The following is a 15,880-nucleotide window of genomic DNA, read 5'->3' on the forward strand; positions in this document are numbered from 1 at the left end:
TCCTGGATGAAGTTAATCCACGGAATTTAAGACTATTACCCAAGTGTAAAGCTTAGCTCTGGCCCTGTCTTTAACCCGCCTGAAATATACCTTCAGCTGGCTATTCTTCGGTCGATAACATTAAACGCAGCCGGCCGCCAGCGCCCCAGACATGGCACTGCCACGCGTCCGCGCGCTGACTGATTTGATTGAGATGTGTACTGCCCATCGTGCCCAGCGGCACGCCATTACTGAGCTGAATTTGCTGTGCATGAATATGCAGCGTGGCGTTAAGTCCGGCAGAAACCAGAATCAGGTTATTTAACGGACGATGATAGTAGCCGACTAATAACGGGAATTGTCCCTGCAGGTTAGCCTGGCGCAGCAGCATATTCACCTGACGTAATAAGCCATTCAGTTCAGGCAGCCGCTGCTTCTGGCCTGAAAGTTGCTCCTGCAGCAGACCATTAAACAGCGCGCGCAGCAGCAGCGCCGCCAGCACGCCATTATCACCGGCACGCGTGACATCCAGACAGTAAAACGCAAGATCTTTGTCTGACAAGGCCGCAATATCCAGCACCAGACCGGGTTGTTCAGCCATGGTGAGCTGTCGATAGTTGATCCGGCAGTTGGCGATTGTTTGCTGCACGGGAGGTTGCAGCTGCTTCAGCAGTTTGGCTGCCGCCAGCGGATCGCGCACCAGCGCATCCCAGTCCTGGAAAAGCTGCTCATCTTCTTCCACTTTTGACGTGAACATGGAGGGATAAAGACACTCGAACACCGCCTCGCGGAAGCGTTCAGGATCTTTTAACGGCTTAAGCAACACGTCCTGTACGCCGAGGCGCAGCACGTGCGCAATATCGGCCATATTCTGCGTTGCGGAAATAATTAACACGGGTACGCTGTTGCCCGCACTGCGGATGCGCTCAACAAATGGGATGCCTCCCATACGCGGCATTTCCAGATCGCAAATGACCAGATCCACATCCTGTGCATTGAGCAGGCTCAACCCGTCCAGCCCGTCACCCGCTTCCAGCGTGGTGGCACCGAGCCCCTTTAACATCGTGTCCAGCAATGAACGGAAAACGACCTCATCTTCGACAATGAGTATCTTTTTGCCGAGTAGTGGTTTTTCCATTCTCTCCCCCTGCGTACCAGATATTTTAATAGTGGTTCATAAAGCTCAGTTGCGCCTTTCAGAATCGGCTGAAGCCACAACCCCGGTGAATGAACAACTGATTATCTGCTACGGACCAGCGGTAATAGTTCATCCATTTTTTTCTCAACGGCAGCCTTGCCTGCCGCAATGGCTTCTCCGGCACGATGAAAGTCCAGCGTTGAAATCTGCGGACAAAAAGGCTGGATTAGCACATCCGGCGGATCGCCTGCCATACGGTTGCGCTTCAGGCGATTTTCCAGAACCTGTATTGATGTCGACATAATTTCCATCGCGCCAGGTGACTGGCTGGCGCGACGGTGCGTCAGTCCCAGCAAACGCTGACGCAATTTCCTGCCCCAGGTTAACGCTTCGGCAGTGGCGATTTCCTCACCATTCTGCGGCGTCACCGATAACATATCCTGCTGCATCAGGTGCGCATCGTGCTGCAAATCCACGGCAATCACAATGTCTGCGCCCAGCGCGCGTGTCAGGGAAACCGGCACCGGATTGACCACCGCGCCGTCCACCAGCCAATAACCATTGTAGCCAACAGGCGGCAATAAGCCTGGCATACTACACGAAGCGCGCACAGCCTGATGCAAATCCCCTTCTGTCAGCCACAGCTCGCGCCCGGTACTGAGGTTGGTGGCCACGACGCCAAACGGTATGTCGCACCCTTCAATATGTTCAGCCGGGATCAGCTGACGGATGTGGCTGAACACCCGGTCGCCCCGTAATAATCCGCCGCGCTGCCAGGAGAGATCCATCAGGCGAATCACGTCCCAGTAGCGAAACGCGCTCACCCACTTTTCCATCAGGCCAAGGCGGCCGTTGACATAGGCAGATCCCACCAGGGCGCCAACCGAGCAGCCTGCCACGACATCTATCTCAATGCCGGCACGCTCCAGCGCATTGATTACGCCGATGTGCGCCCAGCCTTTTGCCGCACCGGAACCCAGTGCCAGCCCGATTTTGACCTTTCTCATGGTCCCTCGTGCGTTAGGTGATACGTAGCATCACGCCAGACAGTCGGCTACCATAGCGCACGCTTACTTTAACCTGAATCACTCACAGGAGATAACGTGTCCGAAACGTGCCCCTGCTGCAGCGGAAAGCAGTATAGCCTATGTTGCCAGCCCTTTCTGGAAGGCCAGGCGATTCCCGCCAGCGCCGAACAATTAATGCGCTCACGCTACTCAGCCTATGTCCGGCATCATGCAGCGTATCTGACATCCACCTGGCACACCAGTAAACGTGTGGCCGGGCTGGAGACGTTATTGTCTGAAAGTTTTGCCGGCACCGAGTGGCTGGGCCTGAATGTAACCCGTTGTAATCCCGGAAGCCATGAGAATGAAGCCTTCGTGACTTTTTTTGCACGCTACCGCGAAAACGGGCGCACTTCGGCCATCAGTGAATGTTCACGCTTTCTTCGCGAGGATCAACGCTGGTACTATGTCGACGGAACCACGCCAGAGATTGGGCGTAACGATCGCTGTCCTTGTGGCGCCGATAAAAAATACAAAAAATGTTGTGGCTGACCTGACGCATCCCCAACGGCTTTACCATTCATCGCTTTGACAGGACTCTGATTGAGATGCAAGCGCAAACCATGCAACGAAAAGTATTACGGACCATTTGCCCTGATGCGAAGGGTCTGATCGCCAAAATCACCAATATTTGTTACAAGCATGAACTGAACATTGTGCAGAACAATGAGTTTGTTGATCACCGCACCGGGCGTTTCTTCATGCGCACCGAACTGGAAGGGATCTTCAACGACAACACGCTGCTGGCGGATCTCGACAGCGCGCTGCCTGCGGGTTCAGTCCGAGAACTGCACACCGCCGGTCGTCGTCGCGTGGTGATACTGGTGACCAAAGAGGCGCACTGCCTTGGCGATTTACTGATGAAGAGCGCGTTTGGCGGTCTCGACATGGAAATTGCCGCCGTCATCGGTAATCACGATACGCTGCGTTCGCTGGTTGAACGTTTCGACATTCCGTTTGTGCTGGTGAGCCACGAAGGACTGACGCGTGAAGAGCATGACAACCGCATGGCCGATGAGATTGATCGTTATCAGCCGGATTATGTTGTGCTGGCAAAATATATGCGTGTGCTGACGCCGGCGTTTGTCCAGCGCTATCCGAACCAGATCATCAACATTCATCACTCCTTCCTGCCCGCCTTCATCGGTGCGCGCCCTTATCATCAGGCGTATGAGCGCGGGGTGAAAATCATCGGTGCTACGGCGCATTACGTGAATGACAACCTGGATGAAGGCCCAATCATTATGCAGGACGTAATAAATGTCGATCACAGCTACACGGCTGAAGAGATGATGCGTGCCGGACGCGATGTGGAAAAAAATGTGCTGAGCCGCGCGCTGTATAAAGTGCTGGGGCAGCGCGTCTTTGTCTACGGTAACCGCACCATTATTCTGTAACGCGGCGGGCGCTGAATTGCTTAACTCTTCAGCGCCACGCGTAAAAAGTGGGCAAACGATTGATATTTTTCAACGGGGCGCTTTACAGGCCGAACGCATTTGGTATGATGCGCCCCGCTTTCAGGCATAAAGATTCAGGCCAGTGGCGGGATTCCCGAGCGGCCAAAGGGAGCAGACTGTAAATCTGCCGTCATCGACTTCGAAGGTTCGAATCCTTCTCCCGCCACCATCTGAATCACTCTTCCGCCTGAATCTTATGAGCTTCATATCCCGGGCGGGATTCCCGAGCGGCCAAAGGGAGCAGACTGTAAATCTGCCGTCATCGACTTCGAAGGTTCGAATCCTTCTCCCGCCACCATCCTCTGTTGCACCCTGCTGATAGTGTTCCCCTGCGTTACCGATACTCTCCGGAGAAGGATGAGAAGCTTCGACCGAAGGTTCGGGTCGAACACCGTGAGACAACGCGCGAACGCGCGGCCCGCAGGGTGAGCCGCCTGCGGCGAATCATCCTTCTCCCGCCACCATCCTCTGTTGCACCCTGCTGATAGTGTTCCCCTGCGTTACCGATTCTCTTCGGAGAAGCATCGACTGTGTCCCCTCACGCACCTGCGCGTTCTGCGGTTTGCCTGCCGCCATCGGCGGATTCAGCCGATGACTTTTACCGTAAAACTCGTTACCATCCCGGCAAACTTATGCGGATAAAATGGCTGTGAAATGAAATTTGTCTCTTTCAACATCAACGGGTTGCGCGCGCGCCCTCATCAACTGGAAGCGCTGGTGGAACAGCATCAGCCGGATGTGATCGGGCTGCAGGAAACCAAAGTCCATGACGACATGTTCCCGCTCGAAGAGGTCAGCCGGCTCGGCTATAACGTGTTTTATCACGGTCAGAAAGGCCATTACGGGGTCGCACTGTTAACCAAAGAACAGCCCGTGATGGTGCGCCGTGGTTTTCCGGGAGATGATGAAGACGCCCAGCGTCGCCTGATTATGGCGGAAATTGCCAGCCCGATTGGCGACATCACGGTCATCAACGGCTATTTCCCGCAGGGTGAAAGCCGCGACCATCCGGTTAAATTCCCGGCGAAAGCCAAATTTTACCGCGATCTGCAGGACTACCTTGAGCAACAGCTCAGCGCCGATAAGCCAGTGCTGATAATGGGTGACATGAATATCAGCACCACCGATCTGGACATCGGCATTGGTGAAGAGAGCCGCAAGCGCTGGCTGCGCGCGGGCAAATGTTCATTCCTGCCGGAAGAGCGCGAGTGGATGGATCGTCTGCTGCAGTGGGGCCTGGTTGATACCTGGCGCGAGAAAAATCCGGAAACGGCAGACCGTTTCTCCTGGTTTGATTACCGCTCAAAAGGGTTTGATGACAATCGCGGCCTGCGTATTGATTTGCTGCTGGCGAGCGCGCCCCTGGCGTCGCGCTGCATCGACAGCGGCATTGACTACGCTATCCGCGCGATGGAAAAACCCTCCGATCATGCCCCCATCTGGTCTACCTTCTCGCTGTAAAACCGCGCGTGACGCCGCAGCGTCACGCCGTTTCATTTGATGATTTTCCAGATCAGCGGATTGGTTCCCAGCACTTTCTCATCACGTGCGCACTGCAGCAATACCCCTTCTGCTTTCACCACCGCGCCTTCTGAATAGGTGCGGTTTTCATAAATACAGCACTGCAGACACGCAGGCTGGCGGTTTTGCCCCTGCGTCCACGCCTCCGGCGGCATATCCACCACCACATCGGTGTTATTCCCGCTGCGGTACTCCTGCGGCTGGCGATTTGCCAGCGCGGCATGGCTGCACAGCAGTAATCCACTCAGTAACAGCACGGCATAACGCATGCTTACGTCTCCTTTTTTGTGCGCCGGGTGAATTTGGCTTTGCTGCGTTTCGGCCCGGTCGCGGCCAGTCCCCGAAATGCCTGCAGCGAAGGTCGCTGACGCGCCTCGCCGATCAGTCCGGTCAGCGTACTGACCAGCGGTTGCATAAACTCCTCATAGCGGCAGGCTTTTTCACTGATACGGGTAAGCGTGGATTCCCAGTGTGCCGTCATATCCGGCCGGGCGGCCATCTCCGGCAGAGCATGGATCAGTGCCCTGCCGGCGTCCGTGGCATGAATATAGCGGCCTTTTTTCACCAGAAACGTGCGGCGAAACAGCAGTTCGATAATGCCGGCTCGCGTCGCTTCCGTCCCTAAACCATCGGTCGCACGCAGCACTTTCTTTAATTCTTTATCCTGCACAAAGCGCGCAATACCGGTCATGGCGGAGAGCAGTGTCGCATCGGTAAACGGGCGCGGCGGTTGCGTCTGTTTCGCCAGCACCTCACCGCGTTCACACAACAGCTCATCCCCTTTGCTCACTACCGGCAGCGGCGTGCCGTCATTCTCTTCGTCGCGCTCTTTACTGCCAAGCAGCGCACGCCAGCCTGCTTCCGCCAGAAAGCGGGCTTTCGCGACGAATTTCCCGCCACCAATATCCAGATCAATCACACATTTGCGGAACACCGCGTCCGGGCAAAACTGCATCAGATACTGGCGGGCAATCAGGCCGTAAATCTTCGCTTCATTGTCGCTGAGCGTGACGTTGCTCGCGCGGGCTGTCGGGATGATGGCATGGTGCGCGTCCACTTTCTTATCATCCCAGCAGCGATTTTTCCGCTCCGGGTCAAAATCGTCCGGCGGCGTCAGCGCAGGCTGATGCGCCTGAATCGCTTTCAGCACTGCATGGCGTCCGGCAAAATGCTCGTCCGGCAGATAGCGGCTGTCGGAACGCGGATAGGTAATCAGCTTGTGGGTTTCGTACAGGCGCTGACAGCAGTCCAGCACGTTCTGCGCGCTAAGGCCAAACCGTTTTGCGGCTTCAATCTGCAGGCTGGAGAGTGAGAACGGCAGCGGTGCACTCTCGGATTCACGCTTGTCGTTATAACCAGTGACCCATGCCGGTTTACCGTTGATGCGCGCCAGCACATGCTCAGCCAGCGGACGATGCAGTAAACGCCCCTCTTCATCCTGCCACGGCTCGCAGGCGTCGCTGGGAACCCAGCAGGCGACAAAGCGCTCCTCCGCGGGCGTGACAATGTGGGCTTTCACTTCGAAATATGCTTTTGGTTCGAAGTTTTCGATCTCTTCATCGCGTCGCACCACCAGCCCCAGCACCGGTGTCTGCACGCGCCCGACAGAGAGCACACCGTCATAACCGGCATTGCGCCCCAGCAGCGTCCAGGCGCGCGTCATATTGATACCGTAGAGCCAGTCAGCGCGCGCGCGCGCCAGCGCCGAGACGCAGAGCGGGATAAACTCGCGGTTTTCGCGTAAGCGGTTAACCGCCCGTTCCACCGCGGCCGGGTTAAGATCGTTAATCAGACAGCGCTGCACTTTCTGGCGCTTTTCAGCCGGCAAATGCAGATAATCCAGCACCTCATCAACCAGCAGCTGGCCTTCGCGATCCGGGTCGCCGGCGTGTACCACTTCGCTGGCCTGCTGCAGCAGGCCTTCAATCACTTTAAGCTGCTTCGCAACCGAGGGGCGCGGCTGTAAGCGCCACTTTTCGGGAATGATCGGCAGATCGGCCAGGTTCCAGCGCGCATACCGGCTGTCATAGCTATCCGGCTGCGCCTGCTCCAGCAGGTGACCAACGCACCAGGTCACCACCTGATCATTTCCGCAGGCAATATAGCCATCGCCGCGGCGATGCGGTTTAGGCAGCACATCGGCAATGGCCCGTGCCAGACTGGGTTTTTCAGCAATAAACAAACGCATGCAGTGCGCCGATCCTTAACGTCAGGTAATTACAGTAATCAGAGGCTTTGTTGCGTCTGCAGGAAACAGTTCGCCAATGGCGGCGACGTCAACGCCGGCTTCTGCCGCGCAGCGCCGGAAGGCGGCCACCGCGCTGGCGTCTACCGCCACCAGCAGTCCGCCGGAGGTTTGCGGATCGCACAGTAATGCGCGGGTCGCTTCATCCATCGCCGAAACCTGCGCGCCATAGCTGGCAAAGTTACGTTCAGTGCCGCCCGGCACGGCACCGGTGGCAATATAGTCATCCACGCCGGGCAAGCGGGGTACCTGGCCGGCCCGGATTTCCGCCCGCAGTCCGGAGCCGTGACACATCTCGCTCAGATGTCCGAGCAGACCAAATCCGGTCACGTCGGTCATGGCGCTGACGCCAGCCAGCCGGGCAAAATCTGCACCGGCACGGTTCAGCTGGCACATCACCGCCGCCGCCAGCGACTGATGTTCCGCCCGCAGCACCCCCCTTTTTTCCGCCGTGGTGAGAATGCCGATGCCAAGGGGTTTGGTGAGAAACAGCGTACTGCCGGCCTGCGCTGCGCTGTTCTTCTTCACGCGCGCCACGTCAACAATACCGGTCACGGCGAGGCCAAAAATCGGCTCCGGCGCGTCAATTGAGTGCCCGCCCGCCAGCGCAATGCCTGCCGCCTGACAGGCAGCACGCCCTCCTTCCACCACCTGTTGGGCAACCTCCGGACTGAGCACATTCACCGGCCAGCCGAGGATGGCAATCGCCATGATCGGCTTGCCGCCCATGGCATAGATATCGCTGATGGCATTGGTCGCCGCAATGCGGCCAAAGGTGTGCGGATCGTCGACGATGGGCATGAAAAAATCGGTGGTGCTGACCACGGCGGTGCCGTTGCCCAGATCGTACACCGCGGCGTCATCGCGGGTTTCATTCCCCACCAGCAGCTGCGGATCGTGAAACGCGGTCAGTTCACTGCGAAGAATCGTTTCAAGCACCTGCGGCGAGATTTTACAGCCACAGCCGGCACCGTGGCTGTATTGTGTCAGACGAAGCGGTTCACTCATGGCGGGTTCCTTATGCGCTGAACAGAAGGCGTTATGTTAGCCTGGCTGCCAGCCGGTGATAAGCATCGCACGCCCGGAGAGCGATCTTTCGCACAGGCTCTGTGCAACGCCAGCCACCCTGCCGCAGAAACCCGCCGGTGTCTGTCAGAAATAACTGACAAAGTCGCGGGTATCCGGCGCGACAACCGTGGTGCTGGCTTTCAGCTGCGGCGTACCCAGATAGAGAAAGCCGACAATCGCATCCTGTTCGCGACAGCCAAAGGCTTCACGCACCTGCGGATGGTCAGTCCACGGCCCGCTGCGCCAGATACCGTTGAAGCCCTGCGCAGCCGCGGCCATCTGCATCGCCATCACCGCACATCCTGCCGAGAGCAGCTGCTCCCAGCGCGGCACTTTTTCCGACGGCGTACAGTGCGCCACTACGGTGATAATCATGGGCGCGCGGAAAGGTGCCGCAGCGGCTTTCGCAATGGCTTTGTCATCCAGATTGCTGTCGCGGGCGGCCTGTTCCAGCAGCCTGCCAAAGCGCTCGCGCCCTTCATTCTCCACAATGATGAAGCGCCACGGCTGCAGCGTGCCGTGATCGGGCGCGCGCATGCCGGCATGCAGAATGTTTTGCAGTATCTCGCCGGCCGGTGCCGGTTCGGTCAGGCGTGAAGCTGAACGACGATTAACCAGTAAATCCAGTGCATCCATAATGAGTCTCCCGTGACGAAAATGCGTGGCCTAATCCTGGCACAGCGCGATCTTTTGTAACAGTCTGGCGCGATTTCCTGCTGACTTTTCACACGCCGCTCTTTAGGATGGAGCCAACCTCGGGGCAGGCCGCGTGCCGCCTGCTCTGGCTACGTGAATATGGAGAGTTTATGCGCACATTGTGGCGAATCATTGCAGGCCTGTTCCGCTGGAGCTGGCGGGTGCTGAATTTTATTCGTGAATTTATTCTGAATCTCTTTCTGATTGTGTTGATTCTGGCTGGGGTGGGTATCTGGCTGCAGATCTCCGGCAGCAACAGCAGCGAACCGGTCCAGCAGGGTGCGCTGAAAGTCGATCTCAGCGGCATGCTGGTGGACAAACCCTCGGTCAGCAATCGCCTGAGCCGTATCAGCCGTGAGCTGCTGGGAACCAGCAGCGATCGCCTGCAGGAGAATTCACTGTTTGATGTCGTGGAGGCTATCCGTCAGGCAAAAAGCGACAAAAACATCACCGGTATCGTGCTGGATCTGCGTGATTTTGCCGGCGGCGATCAGCCGTCGCTGCAGTATGTCGGTAAAGCGCTGCGCGAATTCCGCGATAGCGGCAAACCGATTTTCGCCATTGGCGACAGCTACAGTCAGGCGCAGTACTATCTGGCCAGCTATGCCAGCAAAATCTATCTCTCGCCACAGGGCACGGTGGATTTGCACGGCTTTGCCACTAACGGCCTGTATTACAAGACGCTGCTGGACAAACTAAAGGTCAGTTCGCACGTGTTCCGTGTTGGCACCTATAAATCCGCCGTAGAGCCGTTCCTGCGTGATGACATGTCACCGGCAGCGCGCGATGCTGACAGCCGCTGGGTGGGTCAGCTGTGGCAGAACTATCTGAACACCGTCGCAGCGAATCGCCAGATCACACCGGATCAGCTGTTCCCTGGCGCTGCCGGGGTGATCAGCGGTCTGCAGGCGGTTCAGGGCGATACCGCCAGGTACGCGCTGAACAACAAGTTGGTGGATGTGCTGGATACGCGCGCTGCGGCCGATCAGCAACTGGTGAAAACCTTCGGCTGGGATAAGGCGAACAATGATTACCGCAACGTCAGCATCTATGACTACAACGTGAAACAGCCACCGCAGGGTCAGGCAGGTAACATCGCGGTGATTCTGGCCAGCGGTGCCATCATGGACGGTGAAGAGCGCGCCGGTAACGTGGGCGGTGACACCACTGCGGCGCAGATCCGCGATGCGCGGCTGGATCCGAAAATCAAAGCTATCGTGCTGCGGGTGAACAGCCCGGGCGGCAGCGTTACCGCCTCTGAAGCGATCCGCGAAGAGCTGGCAGCGGCCCACGACGCCGGGAAACCGGTGGTGGTCTCGATGGGCGGTATGGCGGCGTCGGGCGGTTACTGGATCTCTACCCCGGCGGACTATATCGTGGCGGCGCCCAGTACGCTCACCGGCTCCATCGGTATTTTTGGCGTGATTAACACCGTTGAAAACAGCCTGAGCGCCATTGGCGTGCATAGCGATGGCGTAGCCACTTCACCGCTGGCGGACGTGGCAACAACGAAAGCCCTGCCGCAGGAAGTCCAGCAGCTGATGCAGCTGACCATTGAAAATGGCTACCGCAATTTTGTCGGGCTGGTTGCCTCATCGCGCCACAAAACGCCAGAGCAGATTGACGCGATTGCGCAGGGCCACGTCTGGACAGGCAGTGATGCCAAAGCCAACGGCCTGGTGGATGCGCTGGGTGATTTCGACGATGCCGTCGCCAAAGCGGCTGAACTGGCCAAAGTGACCCAGCCGGCGCTGAGCTGGTATCAGGACGACCCAGGGATGCTGGATCTGTTGCTGAATCAGATGAATGCGTCGGCGCAGGCGGTACTGCCCGCGTCACTGAAAGCCTGGCTGCCCGCGCCAGTGACTGACGTTATGAGCGCCATGCAGGCACAGCCGGGGCTGCTGAATCACCTTAACGATCCCCAGAACCGCTACGCCTTCTGCCTTAACTGCGGCAACGTACGGTAAACTTTACAGCCCGGCCGCTGGTCGGGCTGCTTTTCCCCGGTAATCCCCTTATACTGCGCGTTTTACGGCAAGCCTGAGTTCATTCATGCAAAAGAAAAATATCTATGTAGCCTACACGGGCGGTACGATCGGGATGCAGCGCTCTGCGCAGGGTTATATTCCGGTCTCCGGCCACCTTCAGCAGCAGCTGGCGAATATGCCCGAATTCCATCGGCCAGAAATGCCGGACTTTACCATTCACGAATATCAGCCGTTGATCGACTCCTCGGATATGACGCCGCAGGACTGGCAGGCGATCGCCGACGACATCCGGCAAAACTATGACCAGTATGACGGTTTTGTTATCCTGCATGGTACCGATACCATGGCGTTTACCGCCTCGGCGTTGTCGTTCATGCTGGAGAACCTGGCCAAACCGGTGATTGTGACCGGCTCTCAGATTCCGCTGGCGGAACTGCGGTCAGATGGTCAGCAGAACCTGCTGAATTCCCTTTATGTGGCGGCGAACTATCCGATAAACGAAGTGACGCTGTTTTTTAATAACACGCTCTATCGCGGCAACCGCACCACGAAAGCGCACGCGGATGGCTTTAACGCCTTCGCTTCACCGAACCTGTCGCCGTTACTGGAAGCCGGTATTCATATCCGCCGCCTGAACACGCCTCCGGCCCCGCAGGGCAGCGGCGATCTGGTGGTGCATCCGATTACCCCGCAGCCTATCGGCGTGGTGACCATTTATCCGGGCATCTCAGCCGATGTCGTGCGCAACTTCCTGCGTCAGCCGGTGAAGGCACTGATCCTGCGCTCTTATGGCGTTGGCAACGCGCCGCAGAATGCCGAGTTCCTGGCAGAACTGCAGCAGGCCAGCGAACGCGGTATTGTGGTGGTCAACCTGACGCAATGCATGTCAGGTAAAGTCAATATGGGCGGTTACGCCACCGGCAACGCACTGGAGCATGCGGGGGTGATCAGCGGTTTTGATCTCACCGTTGAGGCCACGTTAACAAAACTGCATTATTTGCTGAGTCAAAACCTCACCAGCGCCGAAATTCGTGCCAAAATGCAGCAGAATTTACGTGGCGAACTGACCGACGATTGATACGGAGCGTAGAAGTAATGAAGCGGGCATTGATAATTATCGATATCCAGAACGATTTTTGCCCCGGCGGGCCGATGGCCGTGCGTGAAGGCGACCAGACGGTAGCCGTTGCCAATCGTTATGCACGTGAATTCCGCGCGCGCGGCGAATGCGTGGTGGCGCTGCAGGACTGGCATCCGGCTAACCACGGCAGTTTTGCCTCAGTCTCCGGCGAGCCGGTATACACCCTGGGCGAACTGAACGGTCTGGCACAAATCTGGTGGCCGGATCACGGCGTGGAGCATTCACCAGGCGCCGATTTCCATCCCGATCTCGACCGCAGCCTCATTGATGCCGTCTTCCATAAAGGCGGCGACGTGGATGTGGACAGCTACAGCGCCTTTTTCGATAACGGCCACCGCCGTAAAACCGAGCTGGACAGCTGGCTGCGCGAGCGCGGCATTACCGATCTGGTCATGCTGGGACTGGCGACCGATTACTGCGTGAAGTACAGCGTGCTGGATGCGCTGGAGCTGGGCTACAACGTGCAGGTGGTAAAAGAGGGATGTCGCGGAGTGAATCTCAACCCGGATGACAGCGATATCGCTATCGCGCAGATGCGGGCGCAGGGTGCCGTCATTATCTGAAAATCAGGGCTGGTCAACCAGCCCTGCTGCTGTTAGTGCAGGTTAATGCGCGTTACGTCGGATTCGATACCAAAGTCTTCCTTCAACTGCTTCTTCGATTTCGTCACCATCTCGCCACCTTTGCCGATGGTCATGTGCTGCGGATCATCATTGTGCCGTGCCTGCCACAGCATCACCAGCTGCAGGCAGTTGTCGCGCTGTTCCTGCGTCAGGGCAACGCCATCCGGCCATTTGCCGGTTTCCACCGCGGTGGCCAGACGTTCGTACACTTCCGGCGTCATCGCCGCCAGCATCGCTTCCAGTTCCTGCTTCATGCTCAGCCCTTCTGTTGCTTGCCCTGCTCGTCGGTAAAACTCAGCGAGGCGGAGTTGACACAATAGCGCTCACCGGTTGGCTGCGGGCCGTCCGGGAAAACGTGGCCCAGATGCGCGTCGCAGTTGCCGCAGCGGATTTCAATCCGGTGCATACCGTGCGAATCATCTTCCAGATAGCGAATCGCCTCATCTTTGACCGGCTGATAGAAGCTGGGCCAGCCACAGCCTGAATCGTATTTGGTTTCTGACAGAAACAGCGGTGCATTACACACCAGACAGTGGTAGATACCCTCCTGCTTATTGTGCAGCAGAGCACCCGAGAACGGCGGTTCCGTGCCACGTTGTTGCGTGACGTAGCGCTGCATTTCCGATAGCTGCGCGAGATGTGCTTCGGTTGCGGTGTCTTTAGCCATTTTGAGTTCCGGAGTGTCTTTCTGAAAAAATCGTCTAGTATTCTAACAAACGAACAACATTTCCGGGTCTTTTTTCGTGCGCCGCGAGTTGACCCGGCCTGCGTAAGCTGATTTTGTGATGACGATCACCCTTTGCAACACTCTTCCCTTTTCGGTCTGCATTCAGCGTAAGATAGAGGCGCAATAAGGGTGCTGCGCAAGCGGTTGCGCAACGAATTATTCCTGGCGCTGGAATTGACCTGTCGCAACAATTGACACGATTCCGCTTGACGCCTGGTAAGGTTTTTGTAATTTTACAGCCAACCTTTTATTCACTAACAAATAGCTGGTGGAATATATGACTATCAAAGTAGGTATCAACGGTTTTGGCCGTATCGGTCGCATCGTTTTCCGTGCTGCACAGCAGCGTTCAGACATCGAAATCGTCGCGATTAACGACCTGCTCGACGCCGATTACATGGCTTACATGCTGAAGTATGATTCTACGCACGGTCGTTTCGACGGCACCGTAGAAGTGCAGGATGGCGCGCTGATCGTCAACGGTAAAAAAATCCGTGTTACCTCCGAGAAAGACCCGGCTAACCTGAAATGGGATGAAGTGGGTGTTGACGTTGTTGCTGAAGCAACCGGTATCTTCCTGACCGACGAAACCGCACGTAAACACATCTCTGCCGGCGCGAAGAAAGTCGTACTGACTGGCCCATCTAAAGATGACACCCCAATGTTCGTACGCGGTGCCAACTTTGATAAATATGCCGGCCAGGACATCGTGTCTAACGCCTCCTGCACCACCAACTGCCTGGCGCCGCTGGCTAAAGTCATCAACGACAAATTCGGTATCGTTGAAGGTCTGATGACCACCGTTCACGCCACCACCGCTACGCAGAAAACCGTTGATGGCCCGTCTCACAAAGACTGGCGCGGCGGCCGTGGCGCAGCGCAGAACATCATTCCTTCTTCAACCGGCGCGGCCAAAGCAGTGGGCAAAGTACTGCCAGAGCTGAACGGCAAACTGACCGGTATGGCGTTCCGCGTGCCTACCCCGAACGTTTCTGTGGTTGACCTGACCGTTCGTCTGGAAAAACCAGCCACCTATAAAGAAATCTGCGCTGCCATTAAAGCGGCTGCAGAAGGTGATATGAAAGACGTGCTGGGCTACATCGAAGATGACGTGGTTTCTACCGATTTCAACGGTGAAACCCTGACGTCTGTGTTCGATGCCAAAGCAGGTATCGCACTGAACGACAACTTCGTGAAACTGGTTTCCTGGTACGACAACGAAACCGGCTATTCCAACAAGGTTCTGGATCTGATTGCGCTGGTTGCTGCTAAATAAGCACATCAGTCAATAAACAAGGGGTGACTTCGGTCGCCCCTTTTTTTTCGACGGGATGAGAGAAAATCTGATGATGCAAGATACGCTTTTTACGCTTCCGGTGAGGGAGCAGATCACCCCTTACCTGTCACAACGTCAGCAGGGCGATCTGCCGGTTCTGGTGATCAGCCATCCCAAAGTGCGCGCTGCCATCGCCTTACAGGGCGCGCACCTGCTGGCCTGGCAACCTGCCGGTCAGTCACCGGCCATCTGGCTCAGCGCCAAAACGCCTTTTGTGAACGGCAAAGCGATCCGCGGTGGCGTGCCCATCTGCTGGCCGTGGTTTGGTCCGGCAGGCGAACCCGCACACGGCTTTGCCCGTAATCAGCCCTGGACGCTGACGGCCCATGACGAAAACGATGAAGCCGTGATGCTGACGTTCACGCTGGAAAGTAATGCGCAAACCAAAAAGCTGTGGCCACACGATTTTACCCTGCTTGCCCGCTTCCGCATTGGTACACATTGTGAAATTGAACTGGAAGCCTGGGGTGATTACCTTTCTACCGGCGCGCTGCACACCTATTTCCAGGTTGCAGATATCATGCAAACGGAGGTCAGCGGTCTGGGCCAGCCTTACATCGATAAAGTGCAGAACAACGCCGAAGGGACATTATCTGACGGACGGCAGACCTACGCCCAGCGCGTTGATCGCATTCACACGGCGGCTGAGGATTGCAGCATCATCCACGATAAAGCCGGCCAGCGGCAGATTGAAGTCTATCACCACTATCAAAGTGACGTTGTCACATGGAATCCGGGCGCAGAACTCTCCTGTAGCATGGCGGATATGCCCAATGACGGCTACAAAACCATGGTTTGTGTGGAAACCGCACGCATCAATACGCCGCTGAAAAGCGCCGGTGAGAACCCGGCACGACTTGGCGTTACGCTGCGCCTGCGAACTAAGTAAGC

The 15,880-nt window shown here is 56.9% G+C and carries 16 protein-coding genes, 2 tRNA genes and 1 other RNA gene; 11 read left to right on the forward strand and 8 right to left on the reverse strand.

The window, feature by feature from the left end; genetic code table 11:
• Positions 1 to 100 precede the first annotated feature (100 nt).
• Complete coding sequence (gene rssB, locus D8B20_RS09330; RefSeq protein ID WP_145888620.1) at positions 101 to 1,117, reverse strand: two-component system response regulator RssB; 1,017 nt, start codon at positions 1,115 to 1,117, stop codon at positions 101 to 103.
• Between the two features lie 101 nt (positions 1,118 to 1,218).
• Positions 1,219 to 2,124 (reverse strand): patatin-like phospholipase RssA, encoded by a 906-nt coding sequence (gene rssA / locus D8B20_RS09335; protein ID WP_145888621.1) that lies wholly within the window; start codon positions 2,122 to 2,124, stop codon positions 1,219 to 1,221.
• A gap of 96 nt (positions 2,125 to 2,220) precedes the next feature.
• Between rssA and D8B20_RS09340 the strand changes: the two genes are divergently transcribed.
• The 6 genes from D8B20_RS09340 (at position 2,221) to xthA (ending at position 5,102) form a co-directional block, all read left to right on the forward strand.
• A complete protein-coding gene (locus D8B20_RS09340) occupies positions 2,221 to 2,676 on the forward strand; it encodes a YchJ family protein (RefSeq protein ID WP_145888622.1) in 456 nt (151 codons plus the stop codon).
• Between the two features lie 56 nt (positions 2,677 to 2,732).
• The gene (gene purU, locus D8B20_RS09345) at positions 2,733 to 3,581 is read left to right on the forward strand and encodes a formyltetrahydrofolate deformylase (RefSeq protein WP_145888623.1); all 849 of its coding nucleotides are present in this window, start codon (positions 2,733 to 2,735) and stop codon (positions 3,579 to 3,581) included.
• 144 nt (positions 3,582 to 3,725) lie between these two features.
• A tRNA-Tyr gene (locus D8B20_RS09350) sits at positions 3,726 to 3,810 on the forward strand.
• A gap of 44 nt (positions 3,811 to 3,854) precedes the next feature.
• A tRNA-Tyr gene (locus D8B20_RS09355) sits at positions 3,855 to 3,939 on the forward strand.
• Between the two features lie 38 nt (positions 3,940 to 3,977).
• A non-coding RNA gene (locus D8B20_RS09360) (RtT sRNA) lies at positions 3,978 to 4,105 on the forward strand.
• A 190-nt stretch (positions 4,106 to 4,295) separates the two neighbouring features.
• Positions 4,296 to 5,102: an exodeoxyribonuclease III gene (gene xthA, locus D8B20_RS09365; RefSeq protein WP_145888624.1), complete on the forward strand. Its 807-nt coding sequence runs from the start codon at positions 4,296 to 4,298 to the stop codon at positions 5,100 to 5,102.
• Between the two features lie 32 nt (positions 5,103 to 5,134).
• Here the strand turns inward: xthA and D8B20_RS09370 are convergent, their stop codons facing one another.
• From D8B20_RS09370 to D8B20_RS09385, 4 genes are all read right to left on the reverse strand, one after another.
• Entirely contained in the window at positions 5,135 to 5,431 is a 297-nt protein-coding gene (locus tag D8B20_RS09370) for a YnjH family protein (RefSeq protein WP_145888625.1), read from the reverse strand.
• A 2-nt stretch (positions 5,432 to 5,433) separates the two neighbouring features.
• The gene (locus D8B20_RS09375; protein ID WP_145888626.1) at positions 5,434 to 7,350 is read right to left on the reverse strand and encodes a DNA topoisomerase III; all 1,917 of its coding nucleotides are present in this window, start codon (positions 7,348 to 7,350) and stop codon (positions 5,434 to 5,436) included.
• 21 nt (positions 7,351 to 7,371) lie between these two features.
• Positions 7,372 to 8,415: a selenide, water dikinase SelD gene (gene selD / locus D8B20_RS09380; RefSeq protein WP_145888627.1), complete on the reverse strand. Its 1,044-nt coding sequence runs from the start codon at positions 8,413 to 8,415 to the stop codon at positions 7,372 to 7,374.
• 144 nt (positions 8,416 to 8,559) lie between these two features.
• On the reverse strand, positions 8,560 to 9,111 hold the full coding sequence (locus D8B20_RS09385) for an NAD(P)H nitroreductase (RefSeq protein WP_145888628.1): 552 nt from the start codon (positions 9,109 to 9,111) through the stop codon (positions 8,560 to 8,562).
• Positions 9,112 to 9,281: 170 nt separating this feature from the next.
• On the opposite strand from D8B20_RS09385, the gene sppA reads away from it, so the two are divergent.
• The 3 genes from sppA (at position 9,282) to pncA (ending at position 12,866) form a co-directional block, all read left to right on the forward strand.
• Positions 9,282 to 11,141 carry a signal peptide peptidase SppA gene (sppA, locus tag D8B20_RS09390; RefSeq protein WP_145888629.1) on the forward strand — a complete coding sequence of 620 codons (1,860 nt, stop codon included), beginning with the start codon at positions 9,282 to 9,284 and terminating at the stop codon, positions 11,139 to 11,141.
• Between the two features lie 85 nt (positions 11,142 to 11,226).
• Complete coding sequence (gene ansA, locus D8B20_RS09395; RefSeq protein WP_145888630.1) at positions 11,227 to 12,240, forward strand: asparaginase; 1,014 nt, start codon at positions 11,227 to 11,229, stop codon at positions 12,238 to 12,240.
• Positions 12,241 to 12,257: 17 nt separating this feature from the next.
• Positions 12,258 to 12,866 (forward strand): bifunctional nicotinamidase/pyrazinamidase, encoded by a 609-nt coding sequence (gene pncA, locus D8B20_RS09400; protein WP_145888631.1) that lies wholly within the window; start codon positions 12,258 to 12,260, stop codon positions 12,864 to 12,866.
• Between the two features lie 32 nt (positions 12,867 to 12,898).
• Here the strand turns inward: pncA and D8B20_RS09405 are convergent, their stop codons facing one another.
• Together D8B20_RS09405 and msrB are read right to left on the reverse strand one after the other, a co-directional pair.
• Positions 12,899 to 13,180 carry a YeaC family protein gene (locus D8B20_RS09405; RefSeq protein WP_145888632.1) on the reverse strand — a complete coding sequence of 94 codons (282 nt, stop codon included), beginning with the start codon at positions 13,178 to 13,180 and terminating at the stop codon, positions 12,899 to 12,901.
• A gap of 2 nt (positions 13,181 to 13,182) precedes the next feature.
• Positions 13,183 to 13,593, reverse strand: coding sequence for a peptide-methionine (R)-S-oxide reductase MsrB (gene msrB, locus D8B20_RS09410; protein ID WP_145888633.1), 411 nt, complete (start codon positions 13,591 to 13,593; stop codon positions 13,183 to 13,185).
• Between the two features lie 337 nt (positions 13,594 to 13,930).
• On the opposite strand from msrB, the gene gapA reads away from it, so the two are divergent.
• Positions 13,931 to 14,929 (forward strand): glyceraldehyde-3-phosphate dehydrogenase, encoded by a 999-nt coding sequence (gapA, locus tag D8B20_RS09415; protein ID WP_145888634.1) that lies wholly within the window; start codon positions 13,931 to 13,933, stop codon positions 14,927 to 14,929.
• Between the two features lie 73 nt (positions 14,930 to 15,002).
• Positions 15,003 to 15,878 (forward strand): D-hexose-6-phosphate mutarotase, encoded by an 876-nt coding sequence (locus D8B20_RS09420; protein ID WP_145890506.1) that lies wholly within the window; start codon positions 15,003 to 15,005, stop codon positions 15,876 to 15,878.
• Positions 15,879 to 15,880 lie beyond the last annotated feature (2 nt).

This window comes from Candidatus Pantoea soli, from assembly GCF_007833795.1.
Taxonomy (GTDB): Bacteria; Pseudomonadota; Gammaproteobacteria; order Enterobacterales; family Enterobacteriaceae; genus Pantoea; species Pantoea soli.